Genomic DNA, 17,616 nt, shown 5'->3' on the forward strand with positions numbered 1-17,616 from the left:
CCATACGGGAAAATGGTTACTGAAATCCCGTAATTGACCGCTGGTAAGCGGAGCCCGGAGCGCCTATTTCGCCGCGCAAACGAGTTTCCCGGAAAGACCAGATGATCGACCGAACCGCGCTTCGACTTGCCTATCGGCCCAACGAGAATGAAGTGGTGCAGGAGCGACTTGCCCAAGCCAAGCTGAGCGCGGCGCAGCAGGCCGAGGCCAACGCAATGGCTCGGACCTTGGTCAAGGCAGTACGGTCTCACAAGGCGGCGGGGCTGGACGCATTCCTACAGGCGTACGACCTCGGCTCGGATGAGGGCATTGCGCTCATGTGTCTTGCCGAGGCGCTGCTTCGCATTCCCGATGCAGAGACCGCTGACGAACTGATTGCCGACAAGCTTTCAGGGCCGGATTGGACCGAGAAGCTGGGCGATAGTCGATCGACGTTTGTCAATGCTGCGACTTTCTCGCTGCTCCTGACGGGCAAGGTGCTTGAAGAGGCAAATGACAAGTCGGACAATTGGCGTGCCGCACTTGGCCGTGCTGTCGGTCGCCTTGGCGAACCGGTGATCCGCACCGCGGTCAGCCAGGCGATGAAGATCCTCGGTCGCCAGTTCGTATTCGGGCGCACGATAGGCGAGGCGCTGAAGCGCGCGGCGCCTGAGCGAGCCAGGGGATGGAGCCACAGCTTCGATATGCTGGGTGAGGCGGCCAAAACTCATTCTGACGCGGCGCGCTATGCGCGGGCCTATGCTGGCGCGCTCGACACGATCGCGGCAAGCGCGAAGGGTGGATTCCGCAAGGCAGCAGGGATTTCGGTAAAGCTCAGCGCGCTTCATCCGCGCTATGAATGGAGCCACGCCGAAGAAGCCAAGGCAGCGATTCTTCCGGTGTTGCACGATCTCGCGCTCAGAGCATCAAAAGCCAACGTCCATTTCACCATCGACGCGGAAGAAGCCGATCGGCTTGAGTTGTCGATGGATATCATTGAGTCGCTGGCCGCAGACGATGTGTTGTTCGCCAATGGGTGGGGCGGTTTCGGGTTGGCGCTTCAGGCCTATTCTAAGCGAGCCGTGCCGCTGGTCGACTGGACGATCGAGCTTGCCCGCAAGCACCAGCGCAAGCTGATGGTCCGCCTGGTTAAGGGCGCGTACTGGGATAGCGAAATCAAAGTTGCACAGGTCGCTGGGCTTGCCGACTACCCTGTGTTCACCCGCAAGGTGGCGACTGATGTCAGCTACCTTGCCTGCGCCAAGCGGTTGCTTGCCGCGAGCGATTGCATCTACCCGGCCTTTGCCACTCATAATGCCAATACGATCGGGGCGGTGAAGGCGCTGGCCGGAAAGACGCCGTTCGAGTTCCAGCGGCTGCACGGCATGGGTGAGGGGCTTTACGAGGAGCTGGCCGAGCTCGAGCGGGGCATCGGCGACGAACCCACCCCGGTGCGCATCTACGCCCCCGTCGGCAGCCACAAGGAGTTGCTGGCCTATCTTGTACGCCGCCTGCTCGAAAACGGCGCTAATTCAAGCTTCGTCAACCGCATCGCCGATGACGAAATCCCGGTCGACGATCTCGTCCGCGATCCAGTTGCCGAGCTCCAAAAGCTCCAACCGAAGCGCAATCCCGCCATCCCGCTGCCCAATGCCATTTTCGGCGAAGATCGCATCAATAGTGCAGGCGTCGACCTGAGCGATCCTCTGGTCCGCGAACCGTTGATGAAGAAGCTGGCCAAGCTTGAGGCAAAGCATTGGACGGCTGTCCCTACTGGGGGTGGCAAAGGCGAAAAGGTGCAGATCGCCGCGCCATATGACACGTCGCTGATCGTCGGCGAAGCGACCTGGGCGAGCGAGGCCGACGTCGACCGCATGGTACGCGCCGCTCATGCCGCGCAGATAGGCTGGGACCAGCTTGGCGGTTGGGAACGGGCGAGGCTGCTGAACCGCGCCGCCGACCTGTTTGAGCAGCACCGCGAGGAGCTTTTCTCGCTATGCGTTCGCGAAGCCGGCAAGACCGTCCCCGATGCCGTTTTGGAGGTACGCGAGGCGGTCGACTTCCTACGCTATTACGCCAGCGAGGCGCGTCGCTTGTGCGGTAATGTCACCACGTTGCCCGGTCCGACCGGCGAACTGAACGAGCTCCGCCTCCACGGTCGCGGCGTGTTCGCTTGTATTTCGCCCTGGAACTTCCCGCTGGCGATCTTCATCGGTCCAGTTGCGGCGGCCCTTGCCGCCGGCAATGCCGCAATCGCCAAGCCTGCCGAACAAACCCCCCTTATCGGTGCCCGGGCGATTGAGCTGATGCATGCCGCCGGAATTCCCAAGGCAATCGTCCAGTTGGCTCCGGGCGACGGCCGCGTCGGCGCGGCTTTGACCAGTCATCCGCTGATCGCCGGCGTGGCTTTCACTGGGTCGACGGACACTGCAAAAGCGATCAACCGCGGTCTCGCCAACCGCGAGGGCCCGATCGTCCCGCTGATCGCCGAAACCGGCGGGCAGAATGCGATGATCGTCGATTCATCGGCACTTCCTGAACAGGTCACCCGCGACGTCGTCGCTTCTGCTTTCCAGAGTGCCGGTCAGCGCTGTTCGGCGCTCCGCGTATTGTTCGTCCAGGACGATGTGGCGGACTCGATGCTGGAAATGATCGCCGGGGCAATGGAAGCGCTGAATGTCGGCGACCCCAGTGACCTTACGACCGATGTCGGCCCCGTAATCGACACCGATGCCAGGGCCGCGCTTGATGCCCATCTCGCAGAATTGAAATCCAAGGGCCGGCTACTGGCGGAGGTCAGGCTGCCGGGCCATGCCGCGCGCGGCCATTTCGTCACCCCGTCGATGTATGAGATCAAGATTCTGAAGGAGTTGGACCGCGAACATTTCGGCCCGATCCTCCATGTTGTGCGGTGGAAATCGGGAGAACTCGACAAGGTAATCCAGGCGATCAACGCCACCGGCTATGGCTTGACGCTTGGCCTTCAAAGCCGGATCGACACCACCCGCCAATATGTCGAAGCCAATGCCAGGGTCGGAAACCTTTACGTCAACCGCAACCAGATTGGCGCGGTCGTTGAAAGCCAGCCGTTCGGCGGGGAGGGATTGTCGGGCACCGGTCCCAAGGCTGGCGGCCCACATTATGTCGCCCGTTTCGCAACCGAGCGCGTCACCTGCATCGATACGACGGCCGCAGGCGGCAATGCGTCGCTGATGGCCGCTATGGAGGGCTAGGGTGCGCATTCGGCCGTTCAGGCCCGGCGACGAGGCCGATCTTGCCGAAATATTCTTTACGGCCGTGCGCGAGATCGCAAGCCGCCATTATTCCGAAGAGCAGGTTAAGGCGTGGGCGCCGATTGTGCCGGCGACGGAGCGGTTCACCGCGCGAGCAGCGGATGGACGAAAGATTTTCGTCGCGACCGATGAGAATGATCGGCCACTTGCCTATGGCGATCTGGAGCCAGATGGACATATCGACCACCTCTTCTGCCGGCCCGAAGCTGCCGGAACGGGTGGCACCGCAATCCTCTATTGCGAGCTTGAAGCCGAAGCAGTCAGGGCAGGTATCGACTCGCTCTACGTTGAGGCAAGCGAGCCCGCCCGAAGATTCTTCCTCAAACAGGGGTTTGAGGTGATCGAACGGCGCGATTTCGAACTGACCGGAGTTCCGATCCACAATTTTCGCATGGAGAAGCGGCTCGGCACGGCATCTGTCCCAGGTTGATACGCGCTCAAATAGCCTCTTGAGCGGATGCCAACTGGAGTGGTTGAAGACCGTGTGGGATGGTCTCTCCGGGGACAAGAACGCATCTCGCCGAAGCGGTCAGGCCTGTGCCTGGCCGCTTCGTTCATATGACGATGCGCTTGAAGAAAAATGGCTCCCCGGGCCTGATTCGAACAGGCGACCATTCGATTAACAGTCGAACGCTCTACCGCTGAGCTACCGGGGAGCAGCTCCCATGGGCTCCCATCAAAGTATCACTTCGATGGGGGTCCCGGGCGGGAGCGACGCCGCCTAATAGCGTGCCCGCCGCGCGTTGCAAGGCTTCAAGTAGCAAATTGCTCCATTGCGATCCGCTCGTCGAGCGCGTGTTCCGGATCGAACAGCAATGTCAGGGAACGCGACCGGTCGAGGCTGACGTCGACCGTGCAGACTTCGCGCACCTCAAACTGGTCGGCGACGGCCGCAACCGGCCGCTTATCCGCTTCCAGCACCCGAAATCTCACCGATACGTCGTCAGGCAGGATCGCGCCCGACCAACGGCGCGGACGAAATGGGCTGATCGACGTTAGTGCCAGCATCTTTGCGGCTAGCGGCAAGATGGGACCATGGGCCGAAAGGTTGTAGGCGGTCGAGCCCGCCGGCGTTGCCACCAGCACGCCGTCCGCAACTAGTTCCGGCATCACCACCCGGCCATTGACGCTAATTTCGATCTTGGCCGTCTGACGCGTTTCGCGCAGCAGCGAGACCTCGTTGATCGCCGGATGGTTCCAGGTTTCGCCGCGGATCGTGGTCGCTTCCATGTTGAGTGGCGCAACGCGGATATGCTTGGCGTTGGCGATCCGCTCCTGGAGGCAATCAAGCCGCCAGTCGTTCATCAGGAAACCGAAAGTGCCCCGGTTCATCCCGAACACCGGTCGAGCGCTGCCGTCTTCCAGCATGGCGTGAAGCGTTTGCAGCATGAAACCATCGCCACCCAGCGCGACCAGCGTTTCCGCCTCGTCTTCATCGGCCCAGCTATAGCGCCGGCGCAACATCGCCTCGGCGGCCTTGGCCGCTTCGCCTGGAGAGGAGACGAGACCGATGCGCCGCGCGGCAAGGTCGCGCTCGGGCGGGCGGGGTGATGGACCGGCGCGGTTCACAGCCGATAGCATAAGGATTTGCGGCAAAAGCGCTACTGTCCCGAAACGGAGCGCGCCCGACTGGCGGCTTGGTTGCCCTGCGGCAGCACAGGTAAACCGCTGCCCATGCGTATTTGGCATTGGCCAGTGTTCGGGGGCAAGCGGGCGTCGGATCGCGAGATTCCGGCGCCCGCTTCGAATCGACGCGATCGAGCGCTTGAGGATGCGATCCGCCGCGACCGCATCGGCCTACGCTTCCAGCCGCAGATCGAGCCAGCCAGCGGGCGCGTCATCGGGGTAGAGGCCCTAGCACGGTGGAGCGAGGCGGAGAGTCCTGAATCCTTGTTCGCCCGGGCGGAGGCTGCCGGACTTGCCGAGCGCCTCTCACGCGCCATCCAGCGCAAGGCGCTACGGATCGCCAGTGGCTGGCGCGGGCCCCTGGCGTCGCTTCCTCTTTCGATCAATCTCTTGCCTCGAGACCTTGATCGGGCCGGTTATGCTCAGTGGCTGCTGGGAGAGATTGAAATGGCAGGCCTCCATCCGGAGCGCATTACCGTGGAGATCGTCGAAAGCAGCGTGATGGCCGACGATCCGAAGGTCGCCGCCCGGCTGGCTCGACTCCGCGCCGCGGGGGTGCGCATTGCGATCGACGATTTCGGCACCGGCTATTCGAGCCTTGCCTACCTGACGACGCTTCCGCTGGACGCGATCAAGATCGACCGGGCGATGATATCCGACATCGTTGGCGGCAGCCGCGACCGGATCGTGGTCAAGGCGATGATCCGGCTCGCCCGGGAACTGGACCTCAAGGTGATCGTCGAGGGCGTCGAGAACCTGGCCCAACTTCACCTCTTGGAGGAGTGGGGCTGCGACCTTTATCAAGGCTTTCTTGGTGCGGGCGCACTCGACGAAGCAGAGCTGGCGCGCTTCGTGATTGCAGCCGAGCAGACCGCCGCCGCCTAGGCCGGCTCCAGTTCCTGCTTCACCTCTCCCGCCGCAAGTACCCGCATCAACCCGCGCGAGATTTGCAGGGCACCCTGGAGGCGGGATTCGCCGGTTGGCCATTCCCGGCCGATCACCAGTTTGCTGTCTGGCCGGAGCTTCGCGGCGCCTTTCAGCCGTTCGACGTATCCCAACAGGCCAGCAAGATCTGGGAAGCCGCTAGGTGCGAAGGTTACCACTGCTCCCTTCGCTCCCACGTCCAGCTTGGCGATCCGCGCTTTCTTGCAATTGATTTTGGTTTCAACGATTTGCAGTAGGTTCTGCGTTTCAGATGGCAATTTGCCAAAGCGGTCGATCAACTCGGCTGCAAAGGCTTCGACGCTTTGCCGATCGTCGAGCTCGCCGAGCCGGCGATAGAGGCCCATGCGCAGGTCAAGGTCAGACACATAATGTTCCGGAATGAGAATCGGCGCCTCGACGTTGATTTGGGGAGTGAACTCTTCCTGCCGCTCTGCAGCCCCGGATTTCTGCTCGAGGATCGCCTCCTCCAGCATGGACTGGTAAAGTTCGAAGCCGACCTCCTTGATGTGCCCGGACTGCTCGTCGCCGAGGATGTTGCCGGCCCCACGGATATCGAGATCGTGACTGGCCAGCTGAAACCCGGCGCCCAGGCTGTCGAGATTGGCGAGTACCTGAAGGCGCTTGTCGGCGCCTTCGGTCAGCGCGCGATCGGGGGTCGTCGTCAGATAGGCATAGGCGCGGGTCTTGGACCGGCCGACGCGGCCGCGTAATTGGTAAAGCTGCGCAAGCCCGAACCGGTCGGCCCGGTGGACGATGAGCGTATTGGCAGATGGAATGTCGAGCCCGCTTTCGACGATGGTAGTTGATAGGAGCACGTCATATTTCCTGTCGTAGAAGGCGCTCATCCGCTCCTCTACTTCGGTCGGACTCATCTGGCCGTGCGCCGTCACCGCCTTCACTTCGGGTACTTCCTCGCTCAACCACTTCTCCAGATCAGGCAAGTCGGCGATCCTCGGCGCGACCAAAAAGCTTTGCCCGCCGCGATAATGCTCGCGCAGCAGCGCTTCGCGGACCACCACCGGATCCCAGGGCGCGACATATGTGCGTACCGCCAACCGATCGACCGGCGGGGTCTGGATGACGCTGAGCTCGCGTAGGCCCGACATCGCCATTTGCAGCGTCCGCGGGATCGGCGTCGCGGTAAGCGTGAGGACATGGACATCCTCCTTCAAGGCCTTGAGCTTTTCCTTGTGGGCGACTCCGAAATGCTGCTCCTCGTCGACGATAACCAAGCCCAATTTCTTGAACTTGATCGATTTCGAAAGCAGCGCGTGGGTGCCGATGACAATGTCGACCTTGCCCTGTTCAAGTCGCTCGCGGGTGGCCTTTGCTTCGGCCGCTGGGACAAGGCGTGACAATCGTCCGATCTCAATGGGGAATCCCTGGAAGCGAGCGATGAAGTTTGAATAATGCTGGCGGGCCAGGAGCGTGGTCGGGCAGATCAGCGCGACCTGATAGCCGGCCATGGCGGCGACAAAGGCGGCCCTAAGCGCTACCTCGGTCTTGCCGAAGCCCACGTCGCCGCACACCAGCCGGTCCATTGGCTTGCCGCTTTCCAGGTCTTCGAGCACCTCGGCGATGGCCCGATCCTGGTCATCGGTTTCCTCATAGGGGAAGCGGTCGATGAATTCGGGGAGGCTGGCATCGGCTTCTGCGACCTGGCCGGGCCGGGTGGCACGGATTGCCGCGGTCTTGATCAATTCACCGGCAATCTCGCGAATGCGCTCCTTCATTCGTGACTTGCGCCGCTGCCATGCCTCGCCGCCTAGGCGGTCGAGCGTAGCCCTTTCGCTGTCGCTGCCGTAGCGCGACAGGACGTCGATATTCTCGACCGGGACGTAAAGCTTGTCGCCCCCGGCGTAAAACAGGGCAACGCAGTCGTGCGGCGCCTTGCCGACCATGACGGACGTCAGCCCTTCATAGCGGGCGACGCCATGATCGGCGTGGACGACCAGGTCGCCGGGAGTAAGTGCGGCAAGTTCGGCCAAGAAGGCATCGGCACTCTTGCGGCGGCGCTTGCGGCGGACCAGGCGGTCACCGAGCATGTCCTGCTCGGTAAGCACGGCAACTTCAGGACCGGCAAAGCCATGGTCGAGCGGCAGGACGATCAGCGCAACATCCGCGCGGGCGCCGAGCGCTTCCTGCCAGCTGTCGACCAGCTTCAGGCTCTTGAGGCCATGATCCTCCAGCAGGCCCGACAGTCTTTCGCGGGCGCCGACGGTGTAACTGCCGAGGACAATTTTCTTTTTGTCCTTCTTAAGCTTGGCGACATGCTTGACGACGGCCTCGTAAACATTTGCACCCTGCGCCCGCTCGGCCGCGAAATCGCGCGGCCCGTCGACTCCAAAATCGATGACCTTGTCGCTTCCGGGCTGCGAGAACGGTGTTGTGGCGTGAATAGGCCGACCTTCGATCACCGAACGCCATTCCTTGCTGCCAAGATAAAGGGTTGAGGGCGCCAGCGGGCGGTAGCTGCCCGGCTCGGTAACCATCGCCCGCTCGCGATTAGAGAAATAATCCTCGATCGCCTCATGCCGGGCCTCGAGCGCGCCGTCCGTGTTCGAATCGCGGAGAATGACGTCATGCTCGCCGAGATGGTCAAACAGGGTCGACAGCTTCTCCTCAAAGAGCGGCAGCCAATGTTCCATGCCGGCCAGGCGCCGGCCGTCGCTGATGGCCTGGTAGAGCGGATCGCCGGTGGCATTGGCGCCGAATTGCTCGCGGTAGCGGGCGCGAAAACGCTTGATCGTTTCCTCGTCCAGTAGTGCCTCGCTCGCCGGCATCAGGGTGAAAGCCTCTGCCTTGCCTGTCGTCCGCTGGTCGGCGGGGTCGAAGCGGCGCATCGTCTCGATCTCGTCGCCGAAGAAGTCCAGCCGGATCGCTAGCTCTTCACCCGCCGGAAACAGGTCGACGATCGAGCCGCGCACGGCAAATTCGCCGGCGTCATGGACCGCGTCGGTCCGCTGATAGCCATTGGCGATAAGCAGTTCGACCAGCCGGTCCCGCTCGATCCTTTCGCCGGCAGCCAGGCGCCGGGTCAATTGGCGAATCCGGAAGGGCGTCAAAATTCGTTGGGTCGCCGCATTGGCAGTGGCGATGAGAAGCTGAGGATGCTTGCGCTTGCCCTGCAGCTTTTCAAGCGTTGCCAGTCGTTCGGCCATTACGCGTAGGGCCGGGGAGGCACGGTCGTAGGGCAGGCAATCCCAAGCCGGAAACGTCAGCACTTCCACATCAGGCGCGAAAACCGGCACCGTGTCCTGCAATGCCCTCATCGCAGCTTCGTCCGCCGCGACGATAATTGCACGGCCACCCTTGCCCGTCCCATGAACGGCGCGGGCGAGATCCGCCGCCAGCCACGGCAGGAATCCCGCGGGAACTCCGGCCAGCGTTACCGGCGCACTGGCCCTCAAGATTCGGGAGAGGGCGTCGCTCATTTCGCCACCTTGATGAAGTCGAGGCGTCGAAAGGCATCCATCATGGGGCCCTGAAAGCGCTCGGGGATGGGCTCGGTCCCGATCGCCCACGCCATGATGTCAACGTCCGTCTCGGTCAGCAGTGCTGCAAACAGTGCGCGCTCATGCGCGTCCCATGAGTTGTGGTAGGCATCGAAGAAGCCGCCAATCATCATGTCCGCCTCGCGCGTGCCGCGGTGCCAGGCGCGATACCGTAGCGCCCTCAACACTTCATCCATGAACGGCCTTCCTCCAAACGCAAATGGCCCGCGGCGAATTTCGCCGCGGGATCTCATTCGCCGATCTAGGAGTGGCTAAAGGCTAGGGCAAGGCCGCTAGCGGGCGGCGTGGTCCGAATGCGCAAAGTTTGCGGCGGCATAAGCTGCGCAGCTCACCTTCGGGTTGAATTGGGCGAAAACTCCGCTCGGATTCTTGCGGTATAGCCACACATGACGATCGTAATGTGGTTCAAACATATGCGCTTCGTCGATCGCCGTCGCGGGGTCATCCTTCATCGAGTCATATTCGACCCCATGAAAGCTGGGCGGCCGTACGTTTCCGGCCTCGTGCCATGCTTTGGCAAACACCAGGTTCTCTACCGCGACCAGCTTTAAGGATCCGTCAGCTTGCGGTTCGTAAATCAGGATCGACGGCTTACGAAAATCGGTGTGGGTCCCATTTCCATTCACTCGCGGGTTGGGCGGGGCCGAGATGCCGAGCATGTCAGGGCGGAAATAATGGATGCCCATGGCGCCCAGCGCCTTCGGCCGCCCCATCATATCGGCCGTTTCGCACATGTTGGCCGGGTCGCGGATATAGCCTTCTGCAAGGGCCACGTTCACGTCCTGATATTTGGCCGTCAGCGCCCGGACCTCGTTGAGGCTCGGTTCCGCCTTGTTGCCCGCCAGGGCCGCAGGCGAGTATACCCCCATGACCGCGGCCAGAACGGCGCCGCCGATTTTTGCTCTCATGCTAATTTTCTCCTCGCCGCGCGTTCGAGGTGCGGCAGAGCCGGGCCAGATATCGGCCCCCGCTGTGCCACTCAATCGAAATGGTTGCAGTGGGGTATGCAAATGTGAATAGCTTTGGACAATGTTCGCTTGGGACGATCTGAAGCTGTTCCTCGCGCTCTATCGTGAGCGAACGACGGGGCGTGCAGCAACGGACCTGGGCATCAGCCAGCCGACCGTGGTTCGCCGGCTATCAGGCCTGGAGAGGGAGATCGGCCTGACACTGTTTGAACGACGTGCCAACGGTCTTGCGCCAACCGATGCTGCATGCCGTCTTTTCAACGCAGCCCAGCAAGTCGAGCGAGGGATTTGCGAATTCACAGCCGAAGTTGAGTCCCTTACGGAATCCAGTCTCAGGATCATTCGAGTGACGCTGCTCGATCATTTCGAACAGCTAATGGTGCCGCTGTTGCGCGGCTTCCGAGAACGGTGGCCCTCGGTTCATGTCGAGCTACTGCCGAGTGATCGCATCTACGACCTGGCGAGAGGGGAGGCGGACATTGCCGTTCGTGGGCGCGATCGCACCCCCAGCGACGAACTCGTTACCCGCGATCTCCCTTGTTGCGGCTTTGCGATCTATGCTTCGGCCGATAGTTCATCTGAAGAAAGGCCATCGTCCGTCGAGGAAGTGGGGCGTCATTCGCTGGCAGTGCTTGACGGACCGCCAGGGCAGTTACCGGTATATCAATGGCTTGCATCGCTAGTTGAGCCGGGAATCACATCGCCTCGGTGTGCCAATTTCCGTGCTCTCGCCTCGACGATTGCATCTGGGGCCACAATTTCCGCGCTCCCTTGCACGATGGGCGATTCTGATCCGAACCTGGTTCGCTGTTTCGAACCGCTCGAGCAGTTCGATGTGCCGGTTTATTTAATCGCTCGCCGCGCCATCGTCCGTCGGCCTGCGGCACGGGATCTATTCGAAGCCATTCACGGTTACTTCCTGGAGCGTCCGGCTCTCCTGATGGGCAAGCGCGCCTAATGCGGCCCGAAATCCTCAATCCGTTATTCGCTGAGGTGGAGGCGTTGAAAGGCGTGGGGCCGGGTATTACCAAGGCGCTGGCGCGGCTCGATCTCAAAAGGGCGATCGATCTTGTCTATCACCTGCCGACGGGGACGATCGACCGGGTTCGCGCGCCACATGCCAGTCAGGCGTTACTTGGGCGGATCGTGGTCCTCGATGTCACTCCCGTCGAAGTCCGGGCCGGATCTGGCAAGGCCCCGCTACGCATTTTCGCTCGCGACGGCGACGACAACACGTTGACCCTGACTTTCTTCAACAATCCGGCCTGGGCGAAAAGGCAGCTGCCGCTGCACCAGAAGCGCACCGTAATCGGCAAACTCGACGCTTATGGGCAGGAATGGCAAATCGTCCATCCCGAGGTGATCGACCTCGTTATGGCCAGCGAGGTGGCCCTTCGCGAGCCCGTATATGGCCTTACCGAAGGCATTTCCAACAAGCGGATGCGTGAGTTGGCGCTGGCCGCGCTGGAGCGGGTGCCGCAGCTCGCCGAATGGATTGAACCATCGCTGCTTGGCCGCGAGCGCTGGCCGGCCTGGCGCGCTGGGCTTGCGGAAGCACATTCCGATCCAAACTCAACATTGCCTCGCAAGCGGTTGGCCTACGATGAAATATTCGCCAACCAGCTAGCCCTGATGCTGCTTCGTCAGGTGGCGCGCCGGAAGCGTGGCGTGCCGCTTCAGGGGGATGGGCGGCTAAGCGGCAAGCTGCAGCTACCCTACCGCCTGACCAATGCGCAGCAGCGTGTGATTGGCGAGATCCGCGGCGACATGGCGCAGGACAAACCGATGCTGCGGCTGCTGCAGGGCGATGTCGGCTCGGGCAAGACACTGGTCGCGTTGCTGGCAATGCTGGAAGCGGTCGAGGCCGGCGCCCAGGCGGCGATGCTTGCCCCGACCGAAATCCTTGCCCGCCAGCACCAAGCGACGCTGCAACGCCAGTGCGAGGCTATCGGCGTCCGCATCGCCATCCTCACCGGCCGCGAAAAGGGGAGGACACGGGAATCGGTGCTGATGGGCCTTGCCGACGGCTCGATCGATATCCTGATCGGCACCCACGCCATCTTCCAGCAGCATGTCGCCTACAAGAAGCTCGGCCTGATCGTGATCGACGAACAGCACCGTTTCGGCGTCTCGCAGCGCCTGCTGCTGAGTGAAAAGGCCGAGCATCCGCCGCATCTGCTGGCGATGACTGCCACGCCGATCCCGCGCACCCTAACCCTGACCCATTATGGCGAGATGGACGTCAGCCGAATCGACGAGATGCCGCCCGGCCGAACTCCGGTCGAAACGCTTGTGATTAGTGACCAGAAGCTCGGTGACGTGATCGACGGGCTGGGGCGGCATCTCGCCGCAGGCGGCCAGGCCTATTGGGTCTGCCCGTTGGTCGAGGAGAGCGAGGCGATCGATGCCGCCGCGGCGGAGGATCGGGCCAGGTTGCTGCGCTGCCGCTTCGGCGAAGATCGCGTCGGCCTGGTCCATGGGCGGATGAAGGGCGCCGACAAGGATGACGTCATGGCGTCATTCGCCAATGGCGACCTCGGCGTGCTGGTCGCCACCACGGTGATCGAGGTCGGGGTCGACGTGCCCAATTCCTCGCTAATCATCGTTGAGGGAGCCGAGCGCTTCGGTCTTGCCCAGTTGCACCAGCTGCGTGGCCGGGTTGGGCGAGGCGCGGCAGCGAGCCGCTGCATCCTGCTCCGCGGTCAGCAACTCAGCGAGACGGGTAGGGCACGACTTGCCCTGATGCGGGAAACCAATGACGGCTTCCGCATCGCCGAAGAGGATCTGCGGCTGCGTGGGCCAGGCGAAATCCTTGGAACGCGTCAGTCGGGCGAGCAGGCGTTCAAGGTCGCTTCGCAGGAAGATGTGGCTGAGCTTGCCCCGGTTGCCCAGGGCGACGCCCGCCTACTGCTAGACCGCGACGGTGGCCTCGCCAGCGAGCGCGGCCAGGCGGCCAGGCTGTGCCTCTATCTTTTCGAGCGGGATGCGGCCGTGGGGCTGCTCAGGAGCGGCTAGCGGGTAAGAAGCCCGTGCTTCTTTTTACCGAGGCTGATCTTCAACGGCTCACTGCCAAGTTCCAAGGTCAACTGCGGATCGCTTACAGTCTCGCCATTAAGCTTGACCGCACCTTCGCCTATTTTGCGCCTCGCCTCGCCGTTGGATGCTGCAAACCCGAGGCCAGTCAGCGCGTGGACAATCCCGATGCTGCCTTCCGGCACGTTCAATGTTGGTAGCTCACCGCCGGCGGCCCCTTCTTCGAACGTGCGCCGCGCCGTTTCGGCCGCGGCTTCGGCAGCCTCGCGTCCGTGCAGCATCGCCGTCGCCTCGTTGGCCAGCACGATCTTCGCTTCATTGATTGCCTGGCCTTCGAGCTTGGCCAACGCTTCGATCCGCTCAAGCGGCAGGTCGGTGAACAGTTTCAGGAATTTGACGACATCGGCATCGGCCGTGTTCCGCCAGAATTGCCAATAATCATATGCCGGCAGTTGGTCGGCGTTGAGCCATACCGCCCCGCTGGCGGTCTTGCCCATCTTCGCGCCGTCGGCGGTAGTAATGAGGGGCGTCGTGACGCCATAAAGTTCGGCTCCATCCATCCGTCGGCCAAGCTCAATGCCGTTGACGATATTTCCCCACTGATCCGAACCGCCGAGCTGCAGCCGGCAGCCCAGCCGCAACGACAGCTCGCGAAAGTCGTATGCCTGGAGGATCATGTAGTTGAATTCCAGGAAGGTGAGCGGCTGTTCACGCTCGAGCCGCAGCTTGACCGAATCAAAGGTCAGCATGCGGTTGATGGTGAAGTGCGGCCCGACCGTCCGCAGCAGGTCGATATAGGCTAGCTGGTCGAGCCAGTCGGCATTGTCGACCATTACTGCGTCGGTAGGCCCGTCGCCGAAGCTCAGATAATGTTCGAACACCCGGCGGATGGAAGCGATATTTGCCTGAATCGCGTCGTGCGTCAGCAGCTGCCGGCTTTCATCCTTGCCCGAAGGGTCGCCGATCTTGGTCGTCCCGCCGCCCATCAGCACGATCGGCTTGTGACCCGCCTGCTGCATGCGGCGGAGCATCATGATCTGCACCAGGCTGCCGACGTGGAGCGACGGCGCCGTGGCGTCAAATCCGATATAGCCGGCAACAATCTCTCGTGATGCCAAAGCGTCGAGCGCCGCTGCATCGGTCGCCTGATGGATATAGCCGCGCTGATCGAGCAGGCGGAGTAGGGAGGACTTATATTCGCTCATCGAATGCCCGCTTAGCGGTTGCGGGGCCGGTTGCAAGCGGGCGAGCGGCAGGCAATAGCAGCATTCGTGCCCAGCCTGGTTCGCCATCCCGACACGCCGCCCGGCGCGATAACCTCGATCGATGCGGAACTCGATCGCTTGCCGGGAGGGGCGATCGCGACATTCAAGGTCCGTGGCGAAATCGCGAAACTTGTAATCCCTCCTCCCGCTCAGCCGTCGCGAACCGACGGCCTGTGGCGAACGACCTGCTTCGAATTGTTCGTCACGGGCGACGGAACCGCTTATCGCGAGTTTAATTTCTCGCCGTCGGGCCAATGGGCAGCATATGAATTCGACGGCTATCGAGCCGGAATGCGCAACGCACCAGCTGATATTGAGACAGAGATATATCAAACAACCAATGAGTTCTCGTTCAGTGCTAAGATCAGTGCTGAATTCCCAAACCCGGCCCAAATAGGTCTCGCCGCAGTGATCGAGGAAAGCGACGGCGTCGTCCGTTACTGGTCAACATCATTTGCCCCGGGCAAACCCGATTTCCACGCCGCTTCGGTGCGGTCCCTGCTGTTCGATGGAGTGAGTGCGGAATGAAGCTTGGCGTCGAACGGTTGCTTTCCGATCCCGAACTGCGGCGTCCGCTTGAGGGAAAGCGGGTGGCACTGGTCGCACATCCCGCATCGGTCACCCGCGACCTTACGCACACCCTTGATGCGCTTGCCGCGATTGACGGTATTCGCCTTTCGGCGGCGTTTGGCCCCCAACACGGGCTGCGCGGCGACAAGCAAGATAATATGATTGAAAGCCCGGATTTCATCGATCCGGTGCATGAAATCCCGGTATTCAGCCTCTACGGCGAGGTTCGGCGTCCCACCGGCCAAATGATGTCGACGTTCGATGTCGTATTGATCGATCTGCAGGACCTCGGCTGCCGCATCTACACCTTCATCACCACTTTGCTCTACATGCTCGAAGCCGCCGCTGAGCATGGCAAAAGCGTCTGGGTGCTTGACCGCCCCAATCCCGCCGGTCGGCCGATCGAAGGCCTGACCCTTAGGCCCGGCTGGGAAAGCTTTGTCGGCGCCGGGCCATTTCCAATGCGACACGGCCTGACCTTGGGCGAGCTCGGTCGCTGGTTCGTCGACCATTTCAAGCTCGACGTCGATTATCGGGTGATTGAGTTGGAGGGCTATCGGCCCGACGATGGACCGGGCTTCGGCTGGCCGGCGGAGCGCATCTGGGTCAACCCGTCACCTAACGCACCCAACCTCAACATGGCGCGCTGCTATGCCGGGACGGTGATGCTGGAAGGTGCGACGCTGAGCGAGGGCAGGGGAACAACCCGCCCGCTCGAACTGTTCGGAGCACCCGGCATTGAGGCGCGGGCGATTATCCAGATCATGTGCGACCTTGCGCCACAATGGCTTGAAGGCTGCGTGCTCCGAGACATCTGGTTCGAGCCGACGTTCCACAAGCATGTCGGCCAGTTGTGCAACGGCGTGCATATTCATGCTGAGGGGCAGGCCTACGATCATCAGGCATTCAAACCCTGGCGAGTGCAGGCTCTTGCCTTCAAAGCGATCCGGAGCCTCTTTCCGGAATATGAGCTCTGGCGCGATTTCCCTTATGAATATGCGTTCGGGAAGCTCCCGATCGACGTCATCAACGGTGGCCCTGCACTGCGTGAATGGGTCGATGATCCCAGTTCCGAAGCCGGTGACCTCGACGCAATTGCGACACCGGATGAGCGAGCGTGGACAGAGGAGCGCGAGCGGTTCCTGCTTTACTAGCGTTTCCGGCTCAACTCTCGCATCGCCTCGTCGAGGCCGTCCAAGGTCAGTGAATACATGCGCTCGTCCATCAACCGCTTCAGGATCGCGGTTGAGGCGCTGTGGCCCCAGTAGGCCTCGGGCGTCGGGTTGATCCAGGCAGCGCTGGGATAAGTATCGGTCAGGCGCTTGAGCCAGACCGCGCCCGCTTCCTCATTGAAATGCTCGATCGATCCGCCGGCATGGGTGATTTCGTAGGGGCTCATCGCCGCGTCTCCGACGATCACCAGCTTATGGTCGCGGCCGAACTTGTGGATGACATCATGGGTCGGGGTCTTCTCGACATGGCGGCGCCGATTGTCCTTCCAAACGCCCTCGTAGATGCAATTGTGGAAGTAATAATGTTCGAGGTGTTTGAACTCTGCCCGGCAGGCGGAGAATAATTCTTCCGCCACCTTCACATGGCCGTCCATCGATCCGCCGATGTCGAGGAACAGCAGCAGCTTCACCGCATTGTGCCGCTCCGGGCGAAGTTTAACGTCGAGCCAGCCGCGCCGTGCGGTTCCGTCGATCGTGCCGTCAAGGTCCAGCTCCTCGGCGGCACCTTCGCGAGCAAAACGGCGGAGGCGGCGAAGGGCGACCTTGATGTTGCGGGTGCCAAGTTCCCGTTCGCCATCGAGATCGCGAAACTCTCGTCTCTCCCACACCTTGATCGCTCGGCCATGTTGCCCTGGCCCGCCGATACGAACGCCTTCAGGATTGTAGCCGCCATGGCCGAAGGGGGACGTGCCGCCAGTTCCAATCCATTTATTGCCGCCCTGGTGTCGCCCTTGCTGCTCGGCCAACCGGTCTTTGAGCGCCTGCATGATGTCTTCCCAGGAGCCGAGGCTCTTGATCGCTTCCATTTGTTCAGGCGTCAGATAGGCTTCGGCAACCAGTCGCAGCCACTTCTCGGGAATGTCGGCCTTGATCTCTTCGCCGCCCGCGATCAGTCCCTTGAACACTTCGGCGAACACCCGGTCGAACCGGTCGAGCTGGCTTTCGTCGTGCACGAAGGTTGCGCGGGCGAGGTAATAAAATTGCTCGGGCTCGGCACCGATCACATCGGCGTCCAAAGCCTCGAGGAGCAAAAGATGCTCCTTCAAGGAGGCTGGTATACCGCCGCGGCGCAACGCTTCGACAAAGCCGATGAACATGGCGACGCCTTAGCGCGGAGAACGAAGCGATGCCATCGGCCGCGTGGTTAACTTCGCTTTAGCACTTGGTGCGTAAGCCATGCCCAGATCGCA

Annotated in this window: 13 protein-coding genes and 1 tRNA gene; 7 read left to right on the forward strand and 7 right to left on the reverse strand. The window is 61.9% G+C overall.

All coding sequences use genetic code 11. The features are described from left to right. Positions 1–101: 101 nt before the first annotated feature. The gene (putA, locus tag LVY65_RS03405; RefSeq protein ID WP_235066600.1) at positions 102–3,212 is read left to right on the forward strand and encodes a bifunctional proline dehydrogenase/L-glutamate gamma-semialdehyde dehydrogenase PutA; all 3,111 of its coding nucleotides are present in this window, start codon (positions 102–104) and stop codon (positions 3,210–3,212) included. Between the two features lies 1 nt (position 3,213). Then, on the forward strand, positions 3,214–3,702 hold the full coding sequence (locus LVY65_RS03410; protein WP_235066601.1) for a GNAT family N-acetyltransferase: 489 nt from the start codon (positions 3,214–3,216) through the stop codon (positions 3,700–3,702). A gap of 151 nt (positions 3,703–3,853) precedes the next feature. Here LVY65_RS03410 and LVY65_RS03415 read toward each other — a convergent pair. Both LVY65_RS03415 and LVY65_RS03420 read right to left on the reverse strand, forming a co-directional pair. Further along, positions 3,854–3,928, reverse strand: a tRNA-Asn gene (locus LVY65_RS03415). A 97-nt stretch (positions 3,929–4,025) separates the two neighbouring features. After that, positions 4,026–4,841, reverse strand: a complete 816-nt coding sequence (locus LVY65_RS03420; protein WP_408021964.1) for an NAD kinase — start codon at positions 4,839–4,841, stop codon at positions 4,026–4,028. A 105-nt stretch (positions 4,842–4,946) separates the two neighbouring features. Between LVY65_RS03420 and LVY65_RS03425 the strand changes: the two genes are divergently transcribed. Continuing rightward, entirely contained in the window at positions 4,947–5,783 is an 837-nt protein-coding gene (locus LVY65_RS03425) for an EAL domain-containing protein (protein WP_235066602.1), read from the forward strand. Here LVY65_RS03425 and mfd read toward each other — a convergent pair. From mfd to LVY65_RS03440, 3 genes are all read right to left on the reverse strand, one after another. After that, positions 5,780–9,277 (reverse strand): transcription-repair coupling factor, encoded by a 3,498-nt coding sequence (gene mfd / locus LVY65_RS03430; RefSeq protein WP_235066603.1) that lies wholly within the window; start codon positions 9,275–9,277, stop codon positions 5,780–5,782. The genes LVY65_RS03425 and mfd overlap by 4 nt on opposite strands. Next, a complete protein-coding gene (locus tag LVY65_RS03435) occupies positions 9,274–9,534 on the reverse strand; it encodes a succinate dehydrogenase assembly factor 2 (protein WP_235066604.1) in 261 nt (86 codons plus the stop codon). The genes mfd and LVY65_RS03435 overlap by 4 nt, the downstream gene beginning before the upstream one ends. A gap of 96 nt (positions 9,535–9,630) precedes the next feature. Then, a complete protein-coding gene (locus LVY65_RS03440) occupies positions 9,631–10,266 on the reverse strand; it encodes a hypothetical protein (RefSeq protein ID WP_235066605.1) in 636 nt (211 codons plus the stop codon). 121 nt (positions 10,267–10,387) lie between these two features. Here LVY65_RS03440 and LVY65_RS03445 point away from each other — a divergent pair, with 121 nt between their 5' ends. Together LVY65_RS03445 and recG are read left to right on the forward strand one after the other, a co-directional pair. Further along, entirely contained in the window at positions 10,388–11,284 is an 897-nt protein-coding gene (locus LVY65_RS03445) for a LysR family transcriptional regulator (protein ID WP_235066606.1), read from the forward strand. Further along, entirely contained in the window at positions 11,284–13,341 is a 2,058-nt protein-coding gene (gene recG / locus LVY65_RS03450; protein ID WP_235066607.1) for an ATP-dependent DNA helicase RecG, read from the forward strand. Before LVY65_RS03445 ends, recG begins: the two co-directional genes overlap by 1 nt. Here recG and tyrS read toward each other — a convergent pair. Continuing rightward, positions 13,338–14,564: a tyrosine--tRNA ligase gene (gene tyrS, locus LVY65_RS03455; protein ID WP_235066608.1), complete on the reverse strand. Its 1,227-nt coding sequence runs from the start codon at positions 14,562–14,564 to the stop codon at positions 13,338–13,340. The two genes, recG and tyrS, sit on opposite strands and share 4 nt — an antisense overlap. Positions 14,565–14,630: 66 nt before the next feature. Between tyrS and LVY65_RS03460 the strand changes: the two genes are divergently transcribed. Then, positions 14,631–15,152, forward strand: a complete 522-nt coding sequence (locus LVY65_RS03460) for a DOMON-like domain-containing protein (protein WP_235066609.1) — start codon at positions 14,631–14,633, stop codon at positions 15,150–15,152. Then, positions 15,149–16,348 (forward strand): exo-beta-N-acetylmuramidase NamZ family protein, encoded by a 1,200-nt coding sequence (locus tag LVY65_RS03465; protein ID WP_235066610.1) that lies wholly within the window; start codon positions 15,149–15,151, stop codon positions 16,346–16,348. Before LVY65_RS03460 ends, LVY65_RS03465 begins: the two co-directional genes overlap by 4 nt. Here the strand turns inward: LVY65_RS03465 and LVY65_RS03470 are convergent. Next, positions 16,345–17,523, reverse strand: coding sequence for a vWA domain-containing protein (locus LVY65_RS03470; RefSeq protein WP_235066611.1), 1,179 nt, complete (start codon positions 17,521–17,523; stop codon positions 16,345–16,347). The two genes, LVY65_RS03465 and LVY65_RS03470, sit on opposite strands and share 4 nt — an antisense overlap. Positions 17,524–17,616: the final 93 nt, after the last annotated feature.

This window comes from Sphingomonas cremea (assembly GCF_021502585.1).
In the GTDB taxonomy this organism is placed as follows: Bacteria; Pseudomonadota; Alphaproteobacteria; order Sphingomonadales; family Sphingomonadaceae; genus Sphingomicrobium; species Sphingomicrobium cremea.